Genomic DNA, 21,844 nt, shown 5'->3' on the forward strand with positions numbered 1-21,844 from the left:
CGACCGGCCCGGGTGGCGGCGCGTCCGCCACCCGGGCAACACCATCTTCGAAACTGAGAGTCAGCGATGAACGAAGAACTCCCCATCGTCGAGATGCGCGGGATCTCCATCGAGTTCCCCGGCGTCAAAGCCCTCGACGGCGTCGACTTCCGGCTTTTCCAGGGCGAGGTCCACGCGCTCATGGGCGAGAACGGCGCCGGCAAGTCGACCCTGATCAAGGCGCTCACCGGTGTGTACCGGATCGATGCCGGCTCGATCGTCGTCGCCGGCGGCGAACGAAGCTTCGCGGGCACGGCAGATGCGCAGGAGGCCGGCATCTCGACGGTCTACCAGGAGGTCAACCTCGCGCCGAACCTGTCGATCGGCGAGAACGTGATGCTCGGACACGAGATCCGCGGCCCGTTCGGCATCAACTGGCGTGCGACCCACCGCGCGGCGACCGAGGCCCTCACGCGTCTCGGTCTCGAGCACCTCGACACGCACAAGCCGCTCTCGACGCTCTCGATCGCCCTTCAGCAACTCGTCGCGATCAGCCGCGCGATGGCGATCAAGGCCAAGGTGCTGATCCTCGACGAGCCCACCTCGAGCCTCGACGCCGCCGAGGTCGAAGGCCTCTTCACCGTCATGCGGACCCTGCGCGATCAGGGCGTCGCCATCCTCTTCGTCTCGCACTTCCTCGACCAGATCTATGCGATCAGCGACCGGCTCACGGTGCTGCGCAACGGACGGTACGAGGGCGAGTACCTCACGCGCGATCTCGATCGGCATGCGCTCATCTCGACGATGATCGGCAAGGACCTCGACACCCTCAAGTCGCTGGGCGGCAACCGCCGCCGCGCACCGCGCGAAGCGGGAGAGAAGCCGGTGCTCTCGGCATCCGGCATCGCCCGCCGCGGTGCTGTCGAAGCGACGGACCTCGAGATCCGCCCGGGAGAGGTGGTCGGCTTCGCCGGCCTGCTCGGCTCGGGCCGGACCGAGCTCGCCCGGCTCCTCTACGGCGCCGACCGCCCCGACGAGGGCACGATCACGGTCAAGGGCGCGAAGGCCGATCTGAAGTCGCCTGCCGAAGCGCTCGCCCGGCGCATCGCGTTCTCCACCGAGAACCGCCGCGACGAGGGCATCATCGGCGATCTCACCGTTCGCGAGAACATCATCCTCGCCGTCCAGGCCGAACGCGGCTGGGCGCGGCCCATGTCGCGCAAGGAGCAGGACGCGATCGTCGAAAAGTACATCGCTGAACTCAACGTGCGCCCGGCCGACCCGGAACGCATGATCAAGAACCTCTCCGGCGGCAACCAGCAGAAGGTGCTGCTCGGTCGCTGGCTCGCCACGAAGCCCGACCTATTGATCCTCGACGAGCCCACCAGAGGAATCGACGTGGGCGCGAAGGCCGAGATCCAGGAGGCCGTCGCGATGCTCGCCGAGGAAGGCGTGGCCGTCGTGTTCATCTCCTCCGAACTCGAGGAGGTCGTGCGCCTCTCCGAGCGCATCGTCGTCCTCAAGGACCATCGCAAGATCGGCGAGATCCAGAACGGCCCGGAGATCACCGCGCAGGAGATCGTCGACGTGATCGCCGCCCACGGGGTGGATGCGGCCGCTGAGACCCTCGAGGAGACCGACGGCGCGGCACCCGATACGATCGCCCACATCACCGAGAAGGAGGAGGCGCGATGACCGCCGCATCTCGCACGTCGCTCTGGCGTGAACTCATCCACAAGCCGTTCTTCTGGGGGATCGTCGCGATCCTCGCGCTGCTCGCGCTGAACGTGGTGAAGGACCCCGCGTACCTCGCGATGTCGGTCAACCCCAACAACGGCAACCTCGTCGGAAACCTCATCGACATCCTGCGCCAGGCGGCGCCCATCATGATGATCGCGATCGGGATGTCGCTGGTCATCGCCACCGGCGGCATCGACCTCTCGGTCGGATCGCTGATGGCCGTCGCCGGTGCCGTGTCGATGGAGTTCCTCAACGCCGCCGGCGACTCTGGGTCGGTGGGGGTCGCATTCGCCGCCGCCGGTCTCGCGCTGCTGATCACCGCCATCCTGGGCGCCGTCAACGGTGTGCTGGTGGCGTACGTCGGACTGCAACCCTTCATCGCCACGCTCGTGCTGATGCTCGCCGGCCGCGGAATCGCGAAGGTGATCACCGGTGGGCAGAACACCGCGGCATCCAACGATCCGTTCCGGTGGATCTCGAACGGCTACCTCATCGGCATCCCCGTCGTGTTCATCCTCGCCGTCCTGATCGTCCTCGTCGTCGGCTGGGTCGTGCGGCGCAGCGCCCTCGGTCTGATGATCGAAGCGATCGGCATCAACCCCAAGGCCAGCCGGATGGCGGGCATCAAGCCCAAGGGCCTGCTGCTGACCACCTACATCCTGAGTGGCATCCTCGCCGGGATCGCCGGCATCATGTCGGTCGGCAGTGTGATGACCGTCGACATCTCCCGCACCGGCTACCAGCTGGAGCTCGACGCGATCCTCGCGGTCGTGATCGGCGGAGCATCCTTGGCCGGCGGAAAGTTCTCGCTCAGCGGGGCATTCGTCGGCGCCCTGCTCATCGCGACCCTCGACAAGACCGTGCTGTTCCTGGGCGTCTCCTCGTCGGCGACACCCGCGTTCAAGGCGATCGTGATCGTCGTGCTCTGCCTGCTGCAGTCCGAGCGCGTTCGCAGCTGGTTCCGCACGCGTCGGCGGGAGAAACCGGCAGCATCAGAGCTGAAGACCATGAAAGAGGAGGTGCAGGCATGACCGCCCTGACCGCGGCACGCGTGCGCGACGAACCTGTGGCCATCCTGGACCGGGTGCGCCGGATGATCCAGGCGAACCCTTCTGTCCTGCCGACGATCGCCTCCGTCGTGATCTTCGTCGGCATGGTCGTCTACGGCGAGGTGGCCTATGGGCGCATCCTCCAGGCGAGCACCCTGTCGAACCTGCTCATCAACAACGCGCACCTGATCGTGCTCGCCGTGGCTCTGACGTTCGTCATCATCACCGGCGGCATCGACCTGTCCGTGGGCTCGATCATCGCGTTCTCCTCGGTGGCCGGCGTGATGCTGGCCAACGCAGGGTGGAACGCGATCGCGGTGATGGTCGTGATGGTCGGCATCGGCGCGCTCTTCGGCGTGGTGTCCGGCGTGCTGATCCGGTACTTCAACGTGCAGCCGTTCATCGCCACGCTGGCGATGATGTTCCTCGGGCGCGGCCTGGCATCGCTGCTGAGCACCAAGCCGGAGCGTCTCGGCGAGGACTCCCCGATCCGTTGGATCGGCGTCCAGCTCAAGGTCGTCGACGGCCCGAAGGTGAACGACCTGGTGATCACGCCGGCCGTCATCATCGCGGTCATCGTCGTCCTCGCAGCGTTCTTCGTCCTGCACCGCACCCGCACCGGGCGCACGGTCTACGCGATCGGCGGCTCCGAGAGCTCCGCCCTGCTGATGGGCCTGTCGGTGCAGCGCACCAAGGTTCTCGTCTACGTCATCAGCGGCGCCCTCGCCGGTCTCGCCGCCGTCCTCTACACGGCCCGCCTCGGCACGGCGCAGAACATCACGGGCATCGGCTGGGAGCTCGACGCGATCGCCGCGGCGGTCATCGGCGGCACGCTGCTGACCGGCGCCTACGGCTACGTGCTCGGCTCGGTCATCGGCGCGCTGGTCCTCGGGCTCATGAACGTGCTGATCACGCGCGACGGCGGGATCCCCCCGGAGATGACGACGATCATCACGGGCGGCATCCTGCTCGTCTTCGTGCTGCTGCAGCGCGCGGTGACGCGCAAGAAGGAGTAGCGCAGACAGCGAAAGCGATGAGTCCGCCCCGGCCCGCGTGCGCGTAGCCGGGGCGGTTCACCCGTGGTCGCGCCAGGAATGCCGCGGCTCGAAACCGAGCACGCTCCTCGCCTTCTCGATCGAGAGCAGCGTCTCGTGCGGTCCGACCTCGCGGGTCACCGGCACGCCGGGGAACACTTCGGCGATCAGCTCGGCGTTCGGCCGCGACATCACAGTGTCCGCTGCGGCGATGATGAACCGGTCGAAGCCGGGTGCGGCCACCTCGAGCGCGCGCTGCACGGCCTGCGCGCCGTCACGCCCGTCGATGTAGCCCCAGAGGTTCCACTTGCGGCGCAGGGCATCGGCGTCGAAGTCGGGGAACTCCGCGTAGTCCTCCGGGTCCATCACGTTCGAGAATCGCAGGGCCGTGATCGAGAGATCGGGGTGCCAGCGGACCAGCTCCGATGCGAGCTGCTCCTCGAGTGTCTTCACGAGCGAGTACACCGACTCGGGGCGGGCCGGATACTCCTCGTCGACGGGGATGTACGGGGGCGGCACGTCGAACGGCAGCCCGAGCACGGTCTCGCTCGAGGCGTACACGATGCGACGGATGCCGAGGCGCACCGCTGCCCAGAACACGTTGAACGTCGCCGGCATGTTGTTGTGGAACGTCGCGACATCGCTGCGGATGCCCGGGGCGGGGATCGCGCCGAGATGCACGACGGCGTCGATGCCGTCGTGACGATCGCCGACGGCGGTGAAAGCGTCGATGACCTGGCCGTAATCCGTCAGATCGACCTGCACGAAGCCGGCTCCTCGCGGGCCGGAGAGGTCCATGCCGATGACCTCGTAGCCGTTCGACCGCAGTTCGCGTGCGACGACGCGACCGAGCTTGCCGGATGAGCCAGTGAGAGCGATGCGCATGTCACCAGAGTGGCACGAAGGCGCGCGGCCGGGGCGCGGGGTCATACACTCAACGGCGTGAGTGAGTCCCGCAGCACCCCCGGCCGCACCGTCGGCGTACGCGATGTCGCGGCGCTCGCCGGCGTCTCCCGGCAGACGGTCTCGCGGGTGTTGAACGACCATCCCGAGGTCGCAGCCGACACCAAGGAGCGCGTGCTCGCCGCCATGGCCGAGCTCGGCTACCGGATGAACAACGCCGCCAGAGCATTGGGCACCCGACGCTCGCGCACGCTCGGCGTGCTGGCATCGGATGCGCTGCAGTACGGACCGTCGCGCAGCATCGCCGCCATCGAGGCTTCCGCTCGCGGGGCCGGGTACTGGGTGAGCGCTGCGTTCGCCGACGCCGGGGATGCCGGGGCGGTGGTCGCCGCCGTCGACCATCTGATCGCCCAGGGAGTCGAGGGCATCGTCGTGGTCGCCCCGCACGCGCGGACCCTCGAGGTGCTCGACGCGCTCCGCACCGGCGTGCCGGTGGTCACCCTGCACTCGGCGGGGCGCGGTGCACGCGGTCTCTCCGTCGACCAGGCGGCCGGAGCGCGACTCGCGGTCGCCGCGCTGGCGGACGCCGGACATACCCGCATCGCGCATCTCGCCGGTCCAGCGGACTGGCTCGAGGCCGAGTCGCGCGCTGACGGCTATGCCGCCGAGCTGGCCGCGCGGGGACTGCCGATCGGACCGGTCATCGCGGGGGATTGGTCTGCGGGATCCGGCTATGCCGCCGTGCCGGCGCTGCGGGATTCCGGCGTCACCGCGGTCTTCGCCGCGAACGACCAGATGGCGCTGGGGCTGCTCGGCGGCCTTCAGGAGATCGGTCTCGCCGTGCCGCGCGATCTCAGTGTGGTGGGGTTCGATGACGTGCCGGATGCCGCGTACTACTGGCCCCGGCTCACCACCGTCCGCCAGGACTTCGACGAGCTCGCGCGCCGTGCGGTCGCCGCCGTCGTCGGAGGGGCAGATGCTCCGGCATCCGACCTCGCCCCCGTCGCCCCCGAGCTGATCGTGCGCGACTCGGTGGCTCCGCCGCGCGCCTGAACCGCGTCCGTCGTCTTGACGGTCGGCGGGCTCCGTGACACACTACTGTGACCGGTCACAGTGATCGCCGACGAACCAGAGGTACCCGTGAGCAACGAAGCCCCCGTCTTCTCCACCGAGATCGACGCATCGATCCAGGCCGTGCGGGCCGATGTCGCACGTCTGCACAGCGAACTGGTCCGGTACGGCCTCGTCGTCTGGACGGGCGGCAACGTCTCCGGCCGCGTTCCCGGCGCCGACCTGTTCGTGATCAAGCCGTCCGGCGTCTCCTACGACGACCTGACGCCGGCGAACATGATCCTCTGCGACCTCGACGGCAACGTCATCCCCGGCACGCCTGGCAGCGACCGTTCGCCATCCAGCGACACCGCGGCGCACGCCTACGTGTACCGGAACATGCCGGAGGTCGGCGGCGTCGTGCACACGCACTCGACCTATGCGGTCGCCTGGGCAGCGCGCGGCGAGGAGATCCCCTGCGTGATCACGGCCATGGCCGACGAGTTCGGCGGGCCCATTCCGGTCGGCCCCTTCGCGATCATCGGCGACGATTCGATCGGCCGCGGGATCGTACAGACCCTGCATGGGCACCGCAGCCGCGCGGTGCTCATGCAGAACCACGGACCGTTCACGATCGGCGTGAACGCGAAGGATGCGGTGAAGGCGGCCGTCATGGTCGAAGACGTCGCCCGCACCGTGCACCACGCGCGGGAGGCCGGTCCGCTCATCCCGATCCCGCAGGAGGCGATCGACAGCCTCTACAACCGGTACCAGAATGTGTACGGCCAGAACTCGGACACCCGCCGATGAGCGGCCGCGACGACCTCCTCACCGGTCGCACCAGCCTCGGCATCGAACTCGGCTCGACCCGCATCAAGGCATGCCTGATCGGCGCGGATGCCACCGAGGTGCTCGCCACGGGATCCTTCGCGTGGGAGAACAAACTCGAGGACGGCCTCTGGACCTACGCGCTCGAGGAGGTCTGGCAGGGGGTGCAGGCGGCGCTCGCCGACCTCGTCGCCGACGCGCACGATCGCTTCGGCATCCGCCCCGACTCGTTCGGGGCCATCGGCATCTCGGCGATGATGCACGGCTACCTCGCCTTCGACGATGCGGGTGAGCAGCTGGTGCCGTTCCGCACCTGGCGGAACACGAACACCGGGGTCGCGGCCACCGAGCTCACCGAGCTGCTGGGCGTCAACATCCCGCTGCGCTGGTCGATCGCTCACCTGCATCAGGCCGTGGTCGACGGCGAGGCGCACGTGCCGCAGCTCGACTTCGTCACCACCCTCGCCGGTTACGTGCACTGGAAGCTCACCGGCGAGCGCGTGCTCGGCGTGGGCGACGCGTCCGGCATGTTCCCGATCGATTCCGCGACGGGCGACTATGACGAGCGGATGCTCACCGCATACGACGCCCTCGTCGGTGACCGCATGCCCGCCCCGGTCATCCGCCTGCTCCCGGCTGTGCTCCCCGCCGGTGCCGCGGCCGGAACGCTCACACCCGATGGTGCGAGACTCCTCGATCCGACCGGCGCCCTGAAGCCTGGCATCCCGCTCTGCCCGCCCGAGGGCGATGCCGGCACCGGCATGGTCGCGACCAACTCCGTCGCTCCCCGCACCGGCAACGTCTCCGCCGGTACCAGCATCTTCGCGATGGTCGTGCTGGAGCATCCGCTCGCGAATGTCCACCACGAGCTCGACCTCGTGACGACGCCGGCCGGCGACCCGGTGGCGATGGTGCACTGCAACAACGGCGCGAGTGAGCTCGCTGCCTGGGCCGGTCTCTTCACCCGTTTCTCGGCAGCGGCCGGCCACCCGCTGAACGACGACGCCGTGTTCGACGCGCTGTTCCGTGAGGCGCTGCTCGGCGAAGCGGATGCCGGTGGGCTGCTCGCTTACAACCATCTCGCCGGTGAGCCGATCGCCGGTCTCGCCGAGGGGCGCCCGCTGTTCGTGCGCACGCCCGACAGCGCCTTCACTCTGGCGAACTTCATGCGCGCGCAGCTCTACGGCGTCTTCGGCACGCTCGCTCTCGGCATGCAGGTGCTCGCGGCCGAGGGCGTGGGTCTTGACCGCATGTTCGCGCACGGGGGCATGTTCCGCACCGCCGGCGTCGCGCAGCGGTTCCTGGCGGGAGCACTCGATGCTCCCGTCGCTGTGGGCGAACTCGCCGCCGAGGGCGGAGCGTGGGGCATCGCCGTGCTGGCGTCGTACCTCGCGCACGCCGAGTCTGCCGACCTCGGGACGTACCTCGACCAGCAGGTCTTCGCCGGCGCATCTCTCGCCGTCGTCGATCCCGACCCGTCCGACGTCGCCGGATTCGCCTCGTATCTCGACCGTTACCGTGGAGGCCTCGCCATCGAGGCCGCCGCCGTCGCATCGCTCTGATCTCCACCCAGAACACTGAAGGACCATTCATGACCCGTACTCCGCTCACCACCTCCCTCGACGGCTACGAGGTCTGGTTCCTCACTGGAAGCCAGCACCTGTACGGCCCGGAGACGCTCGCCCAGGTCGCCGCGCAGTCGCAGGAGATCGCCGGCATCCTCGACGCGGCCGGCGAGGTCCCGGTGAAGATCGTCTGGAAGCCGGTCCTGACGGATTCCGCCGCCATCAAGCGGATCGCCCTCGAGGCGAACGCCGACGATTCGGTGATCGGTCTCGTTGCCTGGATGCACACCTTCAGCCCGGCGAAGATGTGGATCGCCGGCCTGGACGCGCTGCAGAAGCCGCTCGCGCACCTGCACACGCAGGCCAACGTCGAGCTCCCATGGGCTGACATCGACTTCGACTTCATGAACCTGAATCAGGCGGCGCACGGCGACCGCGAGTTCGGGTACATCCAGACGCGTCTCGGCGTGCCGCGCAAGACGATCGTCGGCCACGCCAGCGACCCGCGCGTGCGACAGGAACTCGCTACCTGGCAGCGCGCCGCAGCCGGTCTCGCGGCCTCCCGCTCCCTGAAGCTCGCCCGTTTCGGCGACAACATGCGTTTCGTCGCCGTCACCGAGGGCGACAAGACCGAAGCAGAACTGCGCTTCGGTGTCCAGGTGAACACGTGGGGCGTCAACGATCTGGCCGATGCCGTCGCGGCGGCATCCGAATCCGACATCGACGCCCTCGTCGCCGAATATGAGGAGCTGTACGAGGTCGTCCCCGAGCTGCGCAAGGGCGGCGATCGTCACCAGTCGTTGCGCGACGGCGCGGCGATCGAGCTCGGGCTGCGCTCGTTCCTCGAGGAGGGCGGTTTCGGCGCCTTCACCACCTCGTTCGAAGACCTCGGCGCCCTGAAGCAGCTGCCGGGACTGGCCGTGCAGCGCCTGATGGCGGAGGGCTATGGCTTCGGAGCGGAGGGCGACTGGAAGACGGCCGTGCTCGTGCGCGTCGCGAACGTGATGGGAGCGGGCCTGCCCGGCGGTGCGAGCCTCATGGAGGACTACACCTACGACATGACGCCGGGGGATGAGCTCATCCTCGGCGCGCACATGCTCGAGGTCTCTCCGTCGCTCACGACGGCGAAGCCGACGCTCGAGATCCACCCGCTCGGCATCGGCGGCAAGGACGACCCGGTGCGCCTGGTCTTCACGGCCGACCCCGGCCCTGCCGTCGTCGTCGCCCTCAGCGACATGCGCGATCGGTTCCGCCTCACCGCGAACATCGTCGAGAACGTGCCTCCGCGCGCGTCGCTGCCGAAGCTGCCGGTCGGTCGCGCGGTATGGAAGCCCGCACCCGACTTCAACACCAGCGCGGCGGCCTGGCTGACGGCCGGCGCCGCCCACCACACGGTCATGTCGACCGCGGTCGGCATCGAGGCGTTCCGCGACTTCGCCGAGATGGCCGAAGTCGAGCTGCTCGTGATCGATGACGCGACGACCCTGCCGGAGTTCCAGAAGCAGGTGCGCTGGAACCAGGCGTACTACCGTCTGGCGCAGGGCTTCTGATGGTGTCGCGGTCGGGGCGTCAACTGCGCATCGCGGCGCACGGGTACGAGGCCGTGATCGCGAGTGTCGGCGCCTCGCTGCGCGCGCTCACGCTCGACGGCCGCGACCTCGTCGTGCCGTTCGAGGCAGACGAGGTGCGCCCCGGGTATCGAGGCACGACGCTTGCGCCATGGCCGAACCGCATCGTCGACGGCCGCTACACGTTCGGCGGCGTCGAGCACCAGCTGTCGCTGACCGAGCCGGCTCGGGGGCAGGCCCTGCACGGGCTGCTGTCGTGGGCGGAGTTCTCCGACCGCGTCGTCGAGGACGACCGCGTCGTGCTCGCCGCGGTCATCGAACCGCAGAGCGGATACCCGTTCCGTGTCGAGGTCGAGACCGAGTACCGCCTCGACTCCGGCGGCCTCACGCAGACGGTCACCGCGCGCAACTTCGGGGCGGATGCCGCACCCTGGGGCACCGGACCGCATCCCTATCTCGTCGCAGGCCCCGGCCGGGTGGATGACTGGACGTTCACGCTGCCGGCATCCGAGGTGCTGACGGTGACCCCCGACCGTCTGAGTCCGGTCTCCGTGGAATCGGTGGCGGAGCATCCGGAGTGGGACTTCCGGGCACCCCGCGCGATCGGCGATGTGTTCATCGACCACGCGTTCACGGGGCTGTCGCGTTTCGACGGCGTCGCCGAGGTCCGCCTGGCGGCAACCGACGGCACCGGCGTCGCGATGACCTGGGATGACCGCTGCCCGTGGGTGCAGGTGCACACGGCCGACAACCCGGGGCAGGACGCCATCCACCGGATCGGCCTCGCCGTCGAGCCGATGACCTGCCCGCCCGATGCGTTCAACTCCGCGGTCGACCTGGTCGTGCTGGAGCCCGGAGACACGCACTCCGCTTCCTGGACCATCCGGGCGCTATGAGCACGGTGACCCCGCCGATGGGGTGGAACAGCTGGGACTGCTACGGCACCACGGTGACCGAGGCGGAGGTGCTCGCGAACGCCGAGTTCATGGCCGCACACCTGCTTGCCCACGGCTGGGACACGGTCGTGGTCGACATCGACTGGTCCGATCCTGCCGCGCGCTCGCACGGCTACAACGCGGATGCGCCGCTGGAGCTCGACGAGTGGGGACGGCTGATCCCCGACCCCGTGCGATTTCCGAGCTCAGCGGGCGGGGCGGGCTTCGGCCCGCTTGCAGCCCGCATCCACGCGCTGGGACTCCGCTTCGGCATCCATACGATGCGGGGCATCCCGCGCCGGGCGGTCGCACGGAACCTCCCGATCCTCGGAACGGATGCGCAGGCCGCCGATGTCGCCGACGTGACCAACGTCTGCGAGTGGAACCCCGACATGGTGGGTATCGATCACACGCACCCTGCGGCCCAGGCCTACTACGACTCGACCCTCGCACTGTATGCCGGGTGGGGTGTCGACTTCATCAAGTCCGATGACATGCTCTGGCCGTACCAGGCGGCCGACATCGAGGCATATGCGGAGGCCATCCGCCGGTCCGGCCGCGACATCGTGCTCAGCCTCTCGCCCGGGCGCGACCTGTCGCTCGAACGGCTCGATCACCTGCGTGCGCATGCGGACATGTGGCGCATCTGCGACGACCTGTGGGACTCGTGGGATGACGTCGCGGCGAACTTCGCCCGTTTCGCCCGATGGGCGCCGTTCGCCGGCGAGCACGGCTGGCCGGACGGTGACATGCTCCCGCTCGGACGCATCGGTATCCGTGCCGAACGCGGTGAGCCTCGCGACGACCGGCTGACACCGCACGAGCGCATCTCGCTGATGACGCTGTGGATCATCGCGCGCTCGCCGCTGATGATCGGCGGCGATCTGCCGTCCACGGATCCCGCCACGATCGCCCTGTTCCAGAACGCCGAGGCGCTCGCGGTGATCAGGCAGTCCTCGCGGAACCGCGAGGTGTTCCGCGAAGGGCGACTCGTGCTCTGGGCCGCCGACGGACCGGCCGGCGAGCGGTACGCGGCAGCGTTCAACCTGGGCGACGAGCCGTTCGAGGCCGTGTTGGATGCCGTGAACATCGGTTTCCCGGCATCGGGAACGGTCACCGAGCTCTGGAGCGGTCACGCGGTCGTGCTCGAGCCGGTCTCCGTGCAGAGCGACGCGGCGCGCGGTGTTGCTCCCGGCAGCGCCGCTCTGCGACTGACCCTCCAGCCGCACGGCGCCGCGCTGCTGCGGCACCGCGACTGACGCCTGAGGAAGACGCATTCGGGAAAGGGCTTGCCCGGCGAGTGCCCGTCCTGCTTGGATGTGTGTTGACGTCAACCGTTAACGTCAACACACGGAGCGATGAAGCTTCGATCACAAGGGAGTGGTTATGAAGAGAACGAAGGCTGTCGCCATGGCGGTCTGCACCGCTGCGGTACTGACGGTTTCGGCTGTGGGTTCGGCGCAGGCCGCCGTTCCCACCGGCGACCCCGCGACGTACACCTCTTATCCCGGCATCCAGGACCCGGGGAGTGCATCGCCGAGCTACTTCCAGCCGTACTGGTTCGACGACAACGGCGCCCACATCCAGGCGCACGGCGGCGCGGTCGTCTCCGCCCAGGAACTCGGTGTCGAAGGAGGCGATGTGGTCACCGGTGAGGAGGATGACCGCACCGTCTACTACTGGTACGGCGAAGACCGCAGCAACGGCTACTATGGCAGCCCCGGCGTGCACGCCTACAAGTCCTACGACACGCTCAACTGGACCGACGAGGGCGTCGTGCTGCGCTCGGTGTCCGACGCCGCCGAGCTCGAGTCCGAGTACTTCGACACGCTCTACGACACCGTCGACGACGCCGGACAGCCGCGGGCTGAGCGCATCTCCACGCTGAACTACCACCTCAACACCAACGACGCCGCCGAGCTCACCACGATCTTCGAGCGGCCCAAGGTGCTCTTCAACGAGTCGACGGGCAAATGGGTGCTGTGGTGGCACTCCGACGGGCAGACCTCGGCCGGCGGCAGCATGTACGCCCGATCGATGGCGGGAGTCGCGGTTTCCGACAGCCCGACGGGTCCCTTCCGCCTGACGGGTGTCTATCGGATGCCGAACCGCACCGACTACAAGGCCTGCATCTCGGCCGCAGTTCCCGGTCAGGCGCGCGACATGACGGTCTTCCAGGACGACGACGGCACCGCGTACATCGTCTACTCGTCCGAGGAGAACCGCTCGCTCTACGTCGCCGAACTCGACGCGTCGTACACGAACGTCACGCACACGACCGACGTCGACATGGCGAACGCCGGACAGTACTCCGACGACGGCCGCTACCCGTATCTGTTCGCGGACGGCACCGCCGACGCTCCGGTGCGCGGCGAGGACTTCCAGATCGTGAAGGAATGCGGGATGCTCGAGGCGCCCGCGCTCTTCCAACACGGCGGCAAGTACTACGCCGTGGCATCCGGCGCGACCGGGTGGGCACCGAACCCGCAGACGTACCACACGGCCGACAGCATCCTCGGCACCTGGATCCGCGGCGTCGAGACCGGCGACGTCTACGAGAACGTGGCCTACAACGCGATTCCCGAAGGGGGCGACGGGCTGCTGTCCGTCGGCGACACCCGGCGCACGTCGTTCGGATCGCAGTCGACCAACGTGCTCGACCTCGGCGGCGGCCGCTTCGTCTACATGGGCGATCGCTGGAACTCCGGCGCTGCCGACTCCACATACGTGTGGCTGCCGATCACGATCGGCGAGAACGGTCGTGCCGAGATGCGCAACCCCGCCACCGAGGATCCGACCAGGTGGGCTGCGGGCTGGGACGCGTCGTACTGGGATGACAAGGGCACGGGCACCGAGATCTGGCGCGTCGTCGAAGACGGCCTTCCCGAGACCGTCGAACCCGGCGAGGACTTCTCGGATGCCCTCCCGGCGACTGTCTCCGTCGACGTCGGTGGTGTGACCACCGACGTGGCCGTGGAGTGGAGCGCGAGCTCGTTCACTGAGCGCGGCACGCAGGCGATCATCGGAACGCTCCCGGCGGACGCGCAGTTCACGGCTGGGCGCACCTTCACCCGGACGATCGAGGTCGCCACCCCAGGGGTCGTGAATCTCGCGCCGGAGTCGGCGGTGTCCGCATCCAGCCGTCCGACGCTCGCGCCCACGGTCGTGGACGGCAACGTCAAGGGCAAGGGCTGGGATGACTGGGTCGGCGGCGGCGTCTACCCGAAGTCCGGCTGGCTCTCGTTCTCGTGGCCGTTGGCGCAGGACGTCGACGAGGTCGTCGTGCACACGTACAAGGACGGCGCGGGCGCGACCTGGCCGTCGACGATCGCGGCCGAGTACCTCGACGCGTCGGGCGCCTGGGTCTCGGCGGACGTGAGCGTCGAATTGGCGCAGGATGCCACGGCAACCGCACCCGTCGCAGCGCTCGACGTCTCGGCGTTGCCGCGGACCAACGGCGTCCGCCTGCAGCTGAAGACGGCGACCAACACCTGGCAGTCCATCTCGGAGGTGCAGATCTGGGGCGCCGACGGCGTCGAGGACATCTGCTCGGCTGAGGGCACGGCCGTGTCGGCGAGCTTCTCGCAGACCGAGTGGGAGACGATGCCTGCCCGGAACGCCTGTGACGGCAGCGCCGCGACCTCCTGGTCGACCTGGACCGGCGGCACCATGAAGGACTCGGCGACGTTCACCGTCGAGCCGGCGGCGGCCCGCATCGTCGACAGCGTCGGCTTCACGAACATCGAGGGGACGATCACCGCCGTGGGGGTCGAGTACCGCGATGTCGAGGGCAGCTGGCATGCGACGAGCGCGCAGAACGTCGTGCCGAGCGCCAATGGCGCACCGACGTCGATCTCGTTCGACGCGGTCGTCGCGTCGGCCGTCCGGATGACGTTCGCGACACCGGGGTCGTTCCTGAAGATCCCGGTCCTGGCGGTCGGGGCGCGGTCCTCGGACTTCGTTCCGGCGGTCTCCACGCGCTGCATCGCCGGCAAGGTGCAGCTCGTCTCCAGTGTGCACAATGCGGGCGCCGAACCGGTGGATGCCGTCGTCGAGACGCCATTCGGGCGCAGGGTCGTCGAAGCGGTGGGCGCAGGGGAGAAGGGTTCTGCCGTGGCCGCGACGCGCAAGGCCTCGATCGCCGCCGACGAGGTCGTCGTCTCCGTCGGAGAGTCGACGGTGACGGCGGGTTACGCCGCGAAGAACTGCGGCTGATCCTTGTCCTGACGGGCGGAGTCGGTCAACCGGCGCCGCCCGTCACTTTCTTCTGTTGACTTTCATCGACGGTTAGTTTTAGTCTTGGAATTGCTTCGACGACGAAGCGATGGCATCCCGCAGAGAGGCGAAGATGGCACAGTTGCAGACCTCCCGACCGCGCGCATCAGTGTGGCGGAGCATGATCCAGAACAGGATGCTCCTGTTCATGTGCCTGCCGGCGATCGCGTTCTTCCTGCTCTTCAGCTACGCGCCGCTCCCCGGTATCTGGATCGCGTTCACGAACTTCAATTACAACGACGGGATCTTCGGCAGCCCGTTCGTCGGACTCAAGAACTTCGAGTTCCTGCTCAAGTCCGGTCAACTCTGGCTGCTGACCCGCAACACGATCCTGTACAACGTCGCATTCATCGTGCTCGGCAACATCCTGCAGATCGCGATCGCCATCATGCTCAACGAGGTGCGGCTGAAGTACTTCAAGAAGATCAGCCAGGGCGTCATGTTCCTGCCCTACTTCATCTCGGTCGTCCTCGTCGGCGTCATCGCCTTCAACCTGCTCAACTACGACACCGGCGCGCTCAACGCCCTCATCGTGCAGACCGGCGGCGATCCGGTCAAGATCTACAGCACCGCCGGCGCCTGGCCGCTGATCATCATCCTGGTCCAGCTCTGGCAGAGCACCGGCTACGGCTCCATCGTGTACTTCGCAGCCATCATGGGCATCGACAAGGGGCTGATCGAGGCGGCATCCATCGACGGTGCCTCCGCCTGGCAGCGCATCCGCCACGTCATCCTGCCCAGCCTCAAGCCGACTTTCATCATCCTGCTGCTGTTCTCCCTCGGCGGCATCATGAACGGCAACTTCGGCCTGTTCTGGAACCTCGTCGGCAACAACGCCGCACTCTTCGCCACCACCGACATCATCGAGACCGCGGTCTACCGCATGGTCATGTCGCAGAACAACTTCACGACGTCCACCGCCGTGGGGCTGTACCAGTCGCTGTTCGGGTTCGCGATCGTCATGACGGCGAACTGGATCGTACGAAGGATGAACAAGGACTATGCGCTCTTCTGAACTCGCACCCGCCGTCATCTCCGACCCTGTGACCACCGAGGCGATCGTCCTCGCCGGGCGCAAGCCGCGCGGCAGGAAGCCGGCCGGCAGGCCCATCAAGCTCGAACGCGGCGACTACCTGCTGCGCGGCATCTCGTACGTCACGGTCTCGCTGTTCGCCCTGTTCTGCCTGCTGCCGTTCGTGCTGATCGTGTCGGCCTCGTTCTCCAGCGAGTCCGAGATCATGAAGACCGGCTTCGGACTGCTTCCCAAAGGCTTCACCTTCACGGCCTACGAGTACATCTTCAAGGCGCCGGGTCAGATCATCGGGTCCTACGTCGTCACGATCATCATGACCGTCACCGGCACCGCCGTGGGACTGCTCGTCATCTCGATGACCGGGTACGCCCTCTGGCGCCCGGACTTCCGGTTCCGCAACCAGATCTCCTTCTTCATCTACTTCACCACCCTGTTCTCCGCCGGTCTCGCGCCGACCTTCCTCTGGATCGGTCGCACGCTCGATCTCCGCGGCAACTATCTCGCCGTCTGGCTGCCGCTGCTGATGACGCCGTGGCTCATCATCCTGATGAAGAGCTTCATGCGCACCGTGCCCTTCGAGATCGTGGAGTCGGGCAAGATCGACGGCGCCGGCGACTTCCGCATCTTCTGGCAGCTGACGCTGCCGATGATGAAGCCCGCACTCGCGACCGTCGGGCTCTTCCTCGCCCTCGGCTACTGGAACGAGTGGTATCTGTCGTCGCTGTATCTCGGCAGCACGGTCGAGTTCAAACCGCTCCAGTACCAGCTCTACAACGTGATCAACACGGCGAACGCGCTGCGCAACTCCGTCGCCGGTTCCAACGTCAGCATCACCGACCTGCCGAGCAACACCCTGAAGATGGCGAGCGCGGTCGTCGCGACCGGCCCGATCCTGCTCGTCTACCCGTTCGTCCAGAAGTACTTCGTCAGCGGCATCACCGTCGGCGCCGTCAAGGGCTGATCCCCGCCCCTACCCGCAGCAACACCACCCGCACCAACAGATATGAGCCGAAGGAGTCTCACATGAAGAGAAGGATCATCACGTCCACGGCAGCGCTGATCGCGCTCGGCATCAGCGCGACCGCGCTGACCGCCTGCACCGGTGGCGACGGCGACCAAGAGGGGGGTGCGCCGACCGAGATCACCATGCTCGTACTCGGCGACAAGCCCACCAACGGTCGCCTCGAGGCCATGCTCGACAAGCTCAATGAGCGGCTCGTCGAGAAGGCGAACGCGAAGCTCGACCTGTTCTACGTCGAGTGGGCCGACTGGCAGACGCAGTACAACCTCCAGCTCCTCTCCGGCGACGACAACGTCGACCTCATCACCACCGCGACCGACTGGCTGTACGCGTGGGAGAACGCCAAGAAGGGCGCCTTCCTGCCGCTGAGCGAGGACATGCTCAAGGAGAACGCGCCGAAGACATGGGAGCAGGTGGATGCCGCAGGCGACTGGGAGCTCACCAAGCTCGACGACGACCAGATCTACTTCATTCCCGAGGACGCCTACACGCAGTGGACCAACCACGGCTTCTTCTACCGCGGAGACTGGGCGGCTCAAGCCGGCTTCGCGAACGGCGAGATCACGAAGTTCGAGGACTTCACGACGTACTTCCAGTGGATCAAGACGAACAAGCCGGAGGCCTACCCCTGGGACGTCGCCGGCGCCAATGAGTTCGCCCTCACCGGATACCTCCAGGGGCACACCGACCTGCAGACCATTCAGCAGATCACCGCGGGCAACTACTTCCCGTTCCAGACGCCCGAGGGCGACGAGACCGATGTCACCTCCTGGTACATGGAGGGCGACGAGCTGCTCGCCGCGGCCGAGCTCGCCAAGGAATGGAACGACATCGGCGTGTGGCGTGAGGACGCGCTGAACTACGACGGCGTCACGCGTGAGCTCCTCTACGCCGGACTGACCGGGACCGATCAGCACCACACGCAGACGTTCGTCGGGCAGATCGTCGACAACATGACGACCAAGCAGCCGGGCTCCGACCCGAAGCTGTTCTCCTTCGGGTCCGAGAACGGCAACTACTTCCGCGACATCAAGACGCACGGCGCGATGGCGGTCAGCGCCAATTCGTCGAACCCGGAGAAGGCGCTGCAGGTCTACGACCTCCTCCGCAACGATGAAGAGGCGTACAACCTGATCAACTTCGGCATCGAGGGCACCGACTACGTCGTGACCGACGACGGCAAGCTCGGCTACCCGGAGGGCTACGACTCGTCGACCGACGGTCTCGGCGCCAACTTCTGGGCTGGACGCATGGACGAGTTCGAGCTGCCGCGGACGTCCGAGGCGCCGAACAAGGACGAGATCTACGACGCGCTCGACGCCGATGCCAAGGACTACCCGTACTCGACGCTCGTGGTCGACAAGACGCCGATCGAATCGACGCTTGCGGCCATGAGCGGAGTGCTCTCCGAGTACATCCCGCAGCTGCAGTACGGCAAGTTCGACGACCCGGCGGCGGCGATCGCCGAGATGCGTCAGAAGCTCAAGGACGTCGGCTACGAAGACGCCAGGGCCGATGTCGAAGCGCAGATCAAGGCCTGGGACGAAGCCCGAGAGGGCTGAGCAGGCACCACAGCCGGGCGGGCGGGGCCATCTCGCCCGCCCGGCTCCCGCAGAAGCTCTCACAGAAAGAGGGGGACGACATGTCGAGCAGCATCCTCGCTCCGGATTCCACGCTGATGCGATTCCTCACGCGGATCGCGGATCTGATGATCCTGAACGTCCTGTTCGTTCTCACATCGCTCCCCATCGTCACGATCGGCGCGTCGCTCACGGCACTGAATTTCGTGGGCATGCGGATCGCCACCGACACGGACCGCACGATCGTCGGCGACTACCTCCGCTCGTTCCGCCGGAATCTCAAGCAGTCGACGCTGCTCGCGCTGATCCTCGCCGGCATCGGCAGTGCGCTCGCCGCCTGGTACTACGTCGTCACCACAGCCCCCCTCCCGTCGATCGCCGTGATCGTGCTGATGGCGATCTGGTACCTGCTCGCGTTCATGTTCGTGATGGCCGCGCTCTATGTGTTCCCCTACGTGGCTCGCTTCGAGGGCAGCATCGGCGAAGTGCTGCGCAACGCCCGGCGGATGTCGATCCGGCATCCGCTCGCGCCGCTCACCGTCGCCGCCCTTACCGCGCTCAGCGTCATCGTGACCATCTACTATCCGCAGGCCACCGCGTGGGGCCTGCTCTGGCTGATGATCGGCTTCGCCGGCATCGCCTTCCTGGGCGGCGCGCTCTTCGCCCGCGTGTTCCAGAGATACATATCGGCATCCGCACCCGCCAGCGACCAGGAAGAGGAATAGCACCCCGTGCACACGCAGACCATCGATCAGTGGCTCTTCTCGCGAGCGGACGACCCGGACGCCTGGGCGAAGCGGTACGACGACGCACCATGGCGAGCGGTCGCCGTGCCGCACGACTGGAGCGTCGAGGAGGAGTTCTCCGCCACGTTCTCCAGCGGCACCGGATACCTGCCAGGGGGCGTCGGCTGGTACCGGGCGCATGTTCCCACGGCAGGGCTCGGGCTGCGCGAAGACAACGTGGTGCGCCTCGTCTTCCACGGCGTCTACAAGAACGCCGAGGTGTGGGTCAACGGCTACCACCTGGGTCGCCGTCCGTCCGGGCATGCGCGCTTCTCATTCGACGTCAGCGAGATCCTCTCCTACGCCACCGACGATGATCTGGTGATCAGCGTGCGCGTCGACCACACCGACATCTCCGATTCCCGCTGGTACAACGGTTCGGGGCTCACGCGTCGCGTCGACCTCGAGGTGCACGAGCCGGTGCACCTGCGCGAACACGGCACGGTGGTGACCACACTGGCGGCGGATGCGGCTGAGGCGACGATCCGCATCGAGCAGACGATCATCAACAGCACGGCAGAGCAGGTCGCCGTGCACGCGCGGCACGAGCTCACCTCCCTGACGACCGGTCGGATCCATGTCGCCGAGGTGTCCGCAGAGATCGCGCCCGGTGCGTCTTCGTCGACCTCGACGGACATGCGGATCGCGGAGCCGGAACTCTGGTCGGACGACGACCCGCGCCTGCAGCGGCTCACGACGACAATCTCGTGGACCGGTGGCGCGGCATCGGGAGAGGCACAGTACAACGAGGTGATCGGCATCCGCACCTTCCGCTTCGACCCCGACCATGGCTTCTCGGTCAACGGCGACGCGCGCATTCTCACCGGCGTCTGCCTGCATGAGGACGCCGGCTGCCTCGGCACCGCGGTGCCGGTCGAGGTGTGGTTGCGGCGCCTCCTGGCCCTCAAGGAGATGGGTTGCAACGCCGTGCGGATGGCGCACAATCCGCATGCGCCGGAGCTGTACACGCTGTGCGACGCTCTCGGGTTCTACGTCATCGACGAGGCTTTCGACGAGTGGGAGAACGCGAAGAACAAATGGTGGCAGGGGCACAACGTCTACCCGCCGCGGCACCAGGGCTACGCCTCCGACTTCCCCGAATGGCACGGACGTGATCTGACCTCGATGGTCGAGGGCGGTCGCAACCATCCGTCGATCATCGCCTGGAGCATCGGCAATGAGATCGACTATCCGAACGACCCGTACGCGAGCCCGCTGTTCACCGAGATGACCGGCAACAACGACGCGAACAAGCCGGATGCCGAGCGGGTGTACGACCCCACCCGTCCTGACATCCGCCGCCTCACGACGATCGCCAGGAACCTCGCGCGGATCGTCCGCGAGAGCGATCGGACCCGGCCGGTGACGCTGGCCGCGGCGTTCCCTGAGCTCTCCAGCCGCACCGGGCTCTTCGAACCGCTCGACGTCGTCGGATACAACTACAAGGAGCACCTGTACGAGGACGACCACCGTCGGTTCCCTGGCACGCCGTTCCTGGGCAGCGAGAACTCCCATCGATATGCCGACTGGCAGGCCGTCACCGGCAACGAGTTCATCGCCGGCCAGTTCCTCTGGACCGGCATCGACTATCTCGGCGAGGCCCATGGGTGGCCCATCCACGGGTCGGGTGCGGGTCTGCTCACCCTCGCCGGCTTCCCGAAGCACACGTGGCATCTGCGTCGCAGCTGGTGGTCGGATGAGCCGCTCGCCCATCTCGTGGTCCGGCCGTTCACCGAGGGGGAGACGTCGTTCTGGAGCCACCCGGTCTCGCGGTCGGTCGACTTCGCTGCGGCTGGTCCTACCGAGGTCCTGTGCTTCGCCCGGGCCGACGAGGTGCGTTTGACGGTCGGCGGGCAGCAGGTCGATGTCGAGTGGGACGACGAGCACGGCTATTGGCGCGGGGTGGTGCCGGCGCTGACCGGGCCCGTCGAGGTGCAAACGCTGCGCGGCGGCACCGTGGTCGCCACCGATCGTCTCGAGAGCGCGGGCGAGCCGGCGAACCTCGAGGCCGTTGTGTGGCAGTCGCCCGGGGACGCACTAGCGCGGTGCGCCGCTGCGGGGCTGCCCGCCGCGGCCATCGTGCAGATCGAATGCACCATCCGCGACGCGGGCGGTGCCGTCGCGCGCGGCGACGTGCTCGTGGAGGCGAGTATCGAGGGCGGGGAACTGCTCGGGTTGGAGAACGGCGATCTCGCCGACGTCACCCCCTATGCGCTTCCGCAGCGCCGCACGCTGGACGGGCGTCTGATCGTCTTCGTGCGCGCCGGCGGACCGGCATCCGTGCGGCTTCGTGTCGAGGGGCTGGAAGATGCCCTCGTGGTGATCGAGTGATGGGATACTGGCGAAGGTCGGCGCACAGCGCCCGACGTGCGCCGAGTGAGGGCGGGAACGCGGTGCACGAGCAGAGGGAGTGAGTATGGGGCTGGCGAGGCGGACATCGCGGGATATCCGCAGCGACTCGCGCGTCGACGTCCTCCATGCCGTCCTGTCTGCGGGCCA

16 protein-coding genes are annotated in these 21,844 nt (G+C 67.6%); 15 read left to right on the top strand and 1 reads right to left on the bottom strand.

Going from position 1 to position 21,844, the window contains the following annotated elements; all coding sequences use genetic code 11:
• Positions 1 to 66 precede the first annotated feature (66 nt).
• From LTA6_RS08460 to LTA6_RS08470, 3 genes are read left to right on the top strand one after another with little or no spacing between them, the layout of a single operon-like run.
• On the top strand, positions 67 to 1,674 hold the full coding sequence (locus LTA6_RS08460) for a sugar ABC transporter ATP-binding protein (RefSeq protein ID WP_407359168.1): 1,608 nt from the start codon (positions 67 to 69) through the stop codon (positions 1,672 to 1,674).
• Positions 1,671 to 2,750 carry an ABC transporter permease gene (locus LTA6_RS08465; RefSeq protein ID WP_407359169.1) on the top strand — a complete coding sequence of 360 codons (1,080 nt, stop codon included), beginning with the start codon at positions 1,671 to 1,673 and terminating at the stop codon, positions 2,748 to 2,750. Before LTA6_RS08460 ends, LTA6_RS08465 begins: the two co-directional genes overlap by 4 nt.
• On the top strand, positions 2,747 to 3,784 hold the full coding sequence (locus LTA6_RS08470; protein WP_102194521.1) for an ABC transporter permease: 1,038 nt from the start codon (positions 2,747 to 2,749) through the stop codon (positions 3,782 to 3,784). The genes LTA6_RS08465 and LTA6_RS08470 overlap by 4 nt, the downstream gene beginning before the upstream one ends.
• A 57-nt stretch (positions 3,785 to 3,841) precedes the next feature.
• On the opposite strand, the gene LTA6_RS08475 is transcribed toward LTA6_RS08470, so the two are convergent.
• Positions 3,842 to 4,687: an NAD(P)-dependent oxidoreductase gene (locus tag LTA6_RS08475; RefSeq protein ID WP_341977421.1), complete on the bottom strand. Its 846-nt coding sequence runs from the start codon at positions 4,685 to 4,687 to the stop codon at positions 3,842 to 3,844.
• 57 nt (positions 4,688 to 4,744) lie between these two features.
• Between LTA6_RS08475 and LTA6_RS08480 the strand changes: the two genes are divergently transcribed.
• From LTA6_RS08480 to LTA6_RS08535, 12 genes are all read left to right on the top strand, one after another.
• Positions 4,745 to 5,758, top strand: coding sequence for a LacI family DNA-binding transcriptional regulator (locus LTA6_RS08480; RefSeq protein WP_363549086.1), 1,014 nt, complete (start codon positions 4,745 to 4,747; stop codon positions 5,756 to 5,758).
• 87 nt (positions 5,759 to 5,845) lie between these two features.
• Complete coding sequence (locus LTA6_RS08485) at positions 5,846 to 6,565, top strand: L-ribulose-5-phosphate 4-epimerase (RefSeq protein WP_341977425.1); 720 nt, start codon at positions 5,846 to 5,848, stop codon at positions 6,563 to 6,565.
• On the top strand, positions 6,562 to 8,145 hold the full coding sequence (locus tag LTA6_RS08490; RefSeq protein WP_341977427.1) for an FGGY-family carbohydrate kinase: 1,584 nt from the start codon (positions 6,562 to 6,564) through the stop codon (positions 8,143 to 8,145). The genes LTA6_RS08485 and LTA6_RS08490 overlap by 4 nt, the downstream gene beginning before the upstream one ends.
• 29 nt (positions 8,146 to 8,174) lie before the next feature.
• Positions 8,175 to 9,698: an L-arabinose isomerase gene (gene araA, locus LTA6_RS08495; RefSeq protein ID WP_341977429.1), complete on the top strand. Its 1,524-nt coding sequence runs from the start codon at positions 8,175 to 8,177 to the stop codon at positions 9,696 to 9,698.
• A complete protein-coding gene (locus LTA6_RS08500) occupies positions 9,698 to 10,612 on the top strand; it encodes an aldose 1-epimerase family protein (RefSeq protein ID WP_407359170.1) in 915 nt (304 codons plus the stop codon). Before araA ends, LTA6_RS08500 begins: the two co-directional genes overlap by 1 nt.
• Positions 10,609 to 11,910, top strand: a complete 1,302-nt coding sequence (locus LTA6_RS08505; RefSeq protein ID WP_407359171.1) for a glycoside hydrolase family 27 protein — start codon at positions 10,609 to 10,611, stop codon at positions 11,908 to 11,910. Before LTA6_RS08500 ends, LTA6_RS08505 begins: the two co-directional genes overlap by 4 nt.
• A gap of 127 nt (positions 11,911 to 12,037) precedes the next feature.
• The gene (locus LTA6_RS08510) at positions 12,038 to 14,866 is read left to right on the top strand and encodes a glycoside hydrolase family 43 protein (RefSeq protein ID WP_341977435.1); all 2,829 of its coding nucleotides are present in this window, start codon (positions 12,038 to 12,040) and stop codon (positions 14,864 to 14,866) included.
• 181 nt (positions 14,867 to 15,047) lie between these two features.
• Complete coding sequence (locus LTA6_RS08515; RefSeq protein WP_341977437.1) at positions 15,048 to 15,941, top strand: ABC transporter permease subunit; 894 nt, start codon at positions 15,048 to 15,050, stop codon at positions 15,939 to 15,941.
• On the top strand, positions 15,928 to 16,920 hold the full coding sequence (locus LTA6_RS08520; protein WP_341977439.1) for a carbohydrate ABC transporter permease: 993 nt from the start codon (positions 15,928 to 15,930) through the stop codon (positions 16,918 to 16,920). The genes LTA6_RS08515 and LTA6_RS08520 overlap by 14 nt, the downstream gene beginning before the upstream one ends.
• Before the next feature lie 62 nt (positions 16,921 to 16,982).
• Positions 16,983 to 18,542 (top strand): ABC transporter substrate-binding protein, encoded by a 1,560-nt coding sequence (locus tag LTA6_RS08525; protein ID WP_363549070.1) that lies wholly within the window; start codon positions 16,983 to 16,985, stop codon positions 18,540 to 18,542.
• 80 nt (positions 18,543 to 18,622) lie between these two features.
• On the top strand, positions 18,623 to 19,285 hold the full coding sequence (locus tag LTA6_RS08530; RefSeq protein WP_407359172.1) for a YesL family protein: 663 nt from the start codon (positions 18,623 to 18,625) through the stop codon (positions 19,283 to 19,285).
• A gap of 6 nt (positions 19,286 to 19,291) precedes the next feature.
• Positions 19,292 to 21,676 carry a glycoside hydrolase family 2 TIM barrel-domain containing protein gene (locus tag LTA6_RS08535; RefSeq protein ID WP_407359173.1) on the top strand — a complete coding sequence of 795 codons (2,385 nt, stop codon included), beginning with the start codon at positions 19,292 to 19,294 and terminating at the stop codon, positions 21,674 to 21,676.
• Positions 21,677 to 21,844: the final 168 nt, after the last annotated feature.

It is taken from the genome of Microbacterium sp. LTA6, from assembly GCF_045690355.1.
GTDB lineage: Bacteria > Actinomycetota > Actinomycetes > Actinomycetales > Microbacteriaceae > Microbacterium.

Coding starts and splice junctions, on each gene's coding strand:
- LTA6_RS08460 (WP_407359168.1), top strand. CDS start 67: ATGAACGAAGAACTCCCCATCGTCGAGATGCGCGGGATCTCCATCGAG.
- LTA6_RS08525 (WP_363549070.1), top strand. CDS start 16,983: ATGAAGAGAAGGATCATCACGTCCACGGCAGCGCTGATCGCGCTCGGC.
- LTA6_RS08500 (WP_407359170.1), top strand. CDS start 9,698: ATGGTGTCGCGGTCGGGGCGTCAACTGCGCATCGCGGCGCACGGGTAC.
- LTA6_RS08530 (WP_407359172.1), top strand. CDS start 18,623: ATGTCGAGCAGCATCCTCGCTCCGGATTCCACGCTGATGCGATTCCTC.
- LTA6_RS08520 (WP_341977439.1), top strand. CDS start 15,928: ATGCGCTCTTCTGAACTCGCACCCGCCGTCATCTCCGACCCTGTGACC.
- LTA6_RS08465 (WP_407359169.1), top strand. CDS start 1,671: ATGACCGCCGCATCTCGCACGTCGCTCTGGCGTGAACTCATCCACAAG.
- LTA6_RS08490 (WP_341977427.1), top strand. CDS start 6,562: ATGAGCGGCCGCGACGACCTCCTCACCGGTCGCACCAGCCTCGGCATC.
- LTA6_RS08470 (WP_102194521.1), top strand. CDS start 2,747: ATGACCGCCCTGACCGCGGCACGCGTGCGCGACGAACCTGTGGCCATC.
- araA (WP_341977429.1), top strand. CDS start 8,175: ATGACCCGTACTCCGCTCACCACCTCCCTCGACGGCTACGAGGTCTGG.
- LTA6_RS08505 (WP_407359171.1), top strand. CDS start 10,609: ATGAGCACGGTGACCCCGCCGATGGGGTGGAACAGCTGGGACTGCTAC.
- LTA6_RS08515 (WP_341977437.1), top strand. CDS start 15,048: ATGATCCAGAACAGGATGCTCCTGTTCATGTGCCTGCCGGCGATCGCG.
- LTA6_RS08475 (WP_341977421.1), bottom strand. CDS start 4,687: ATGCGCATCGCTCTCACTGGCTCATCCGGCAAGCTCGGTCGCGTCGTC.
- LTA6_RS08510 (WP_341977435.1), top strand. CDS start 12,038: ATGAAGAGAACGAAGGCTGTCGCCATGGCGGTCTGCACCGCTGCGGTA.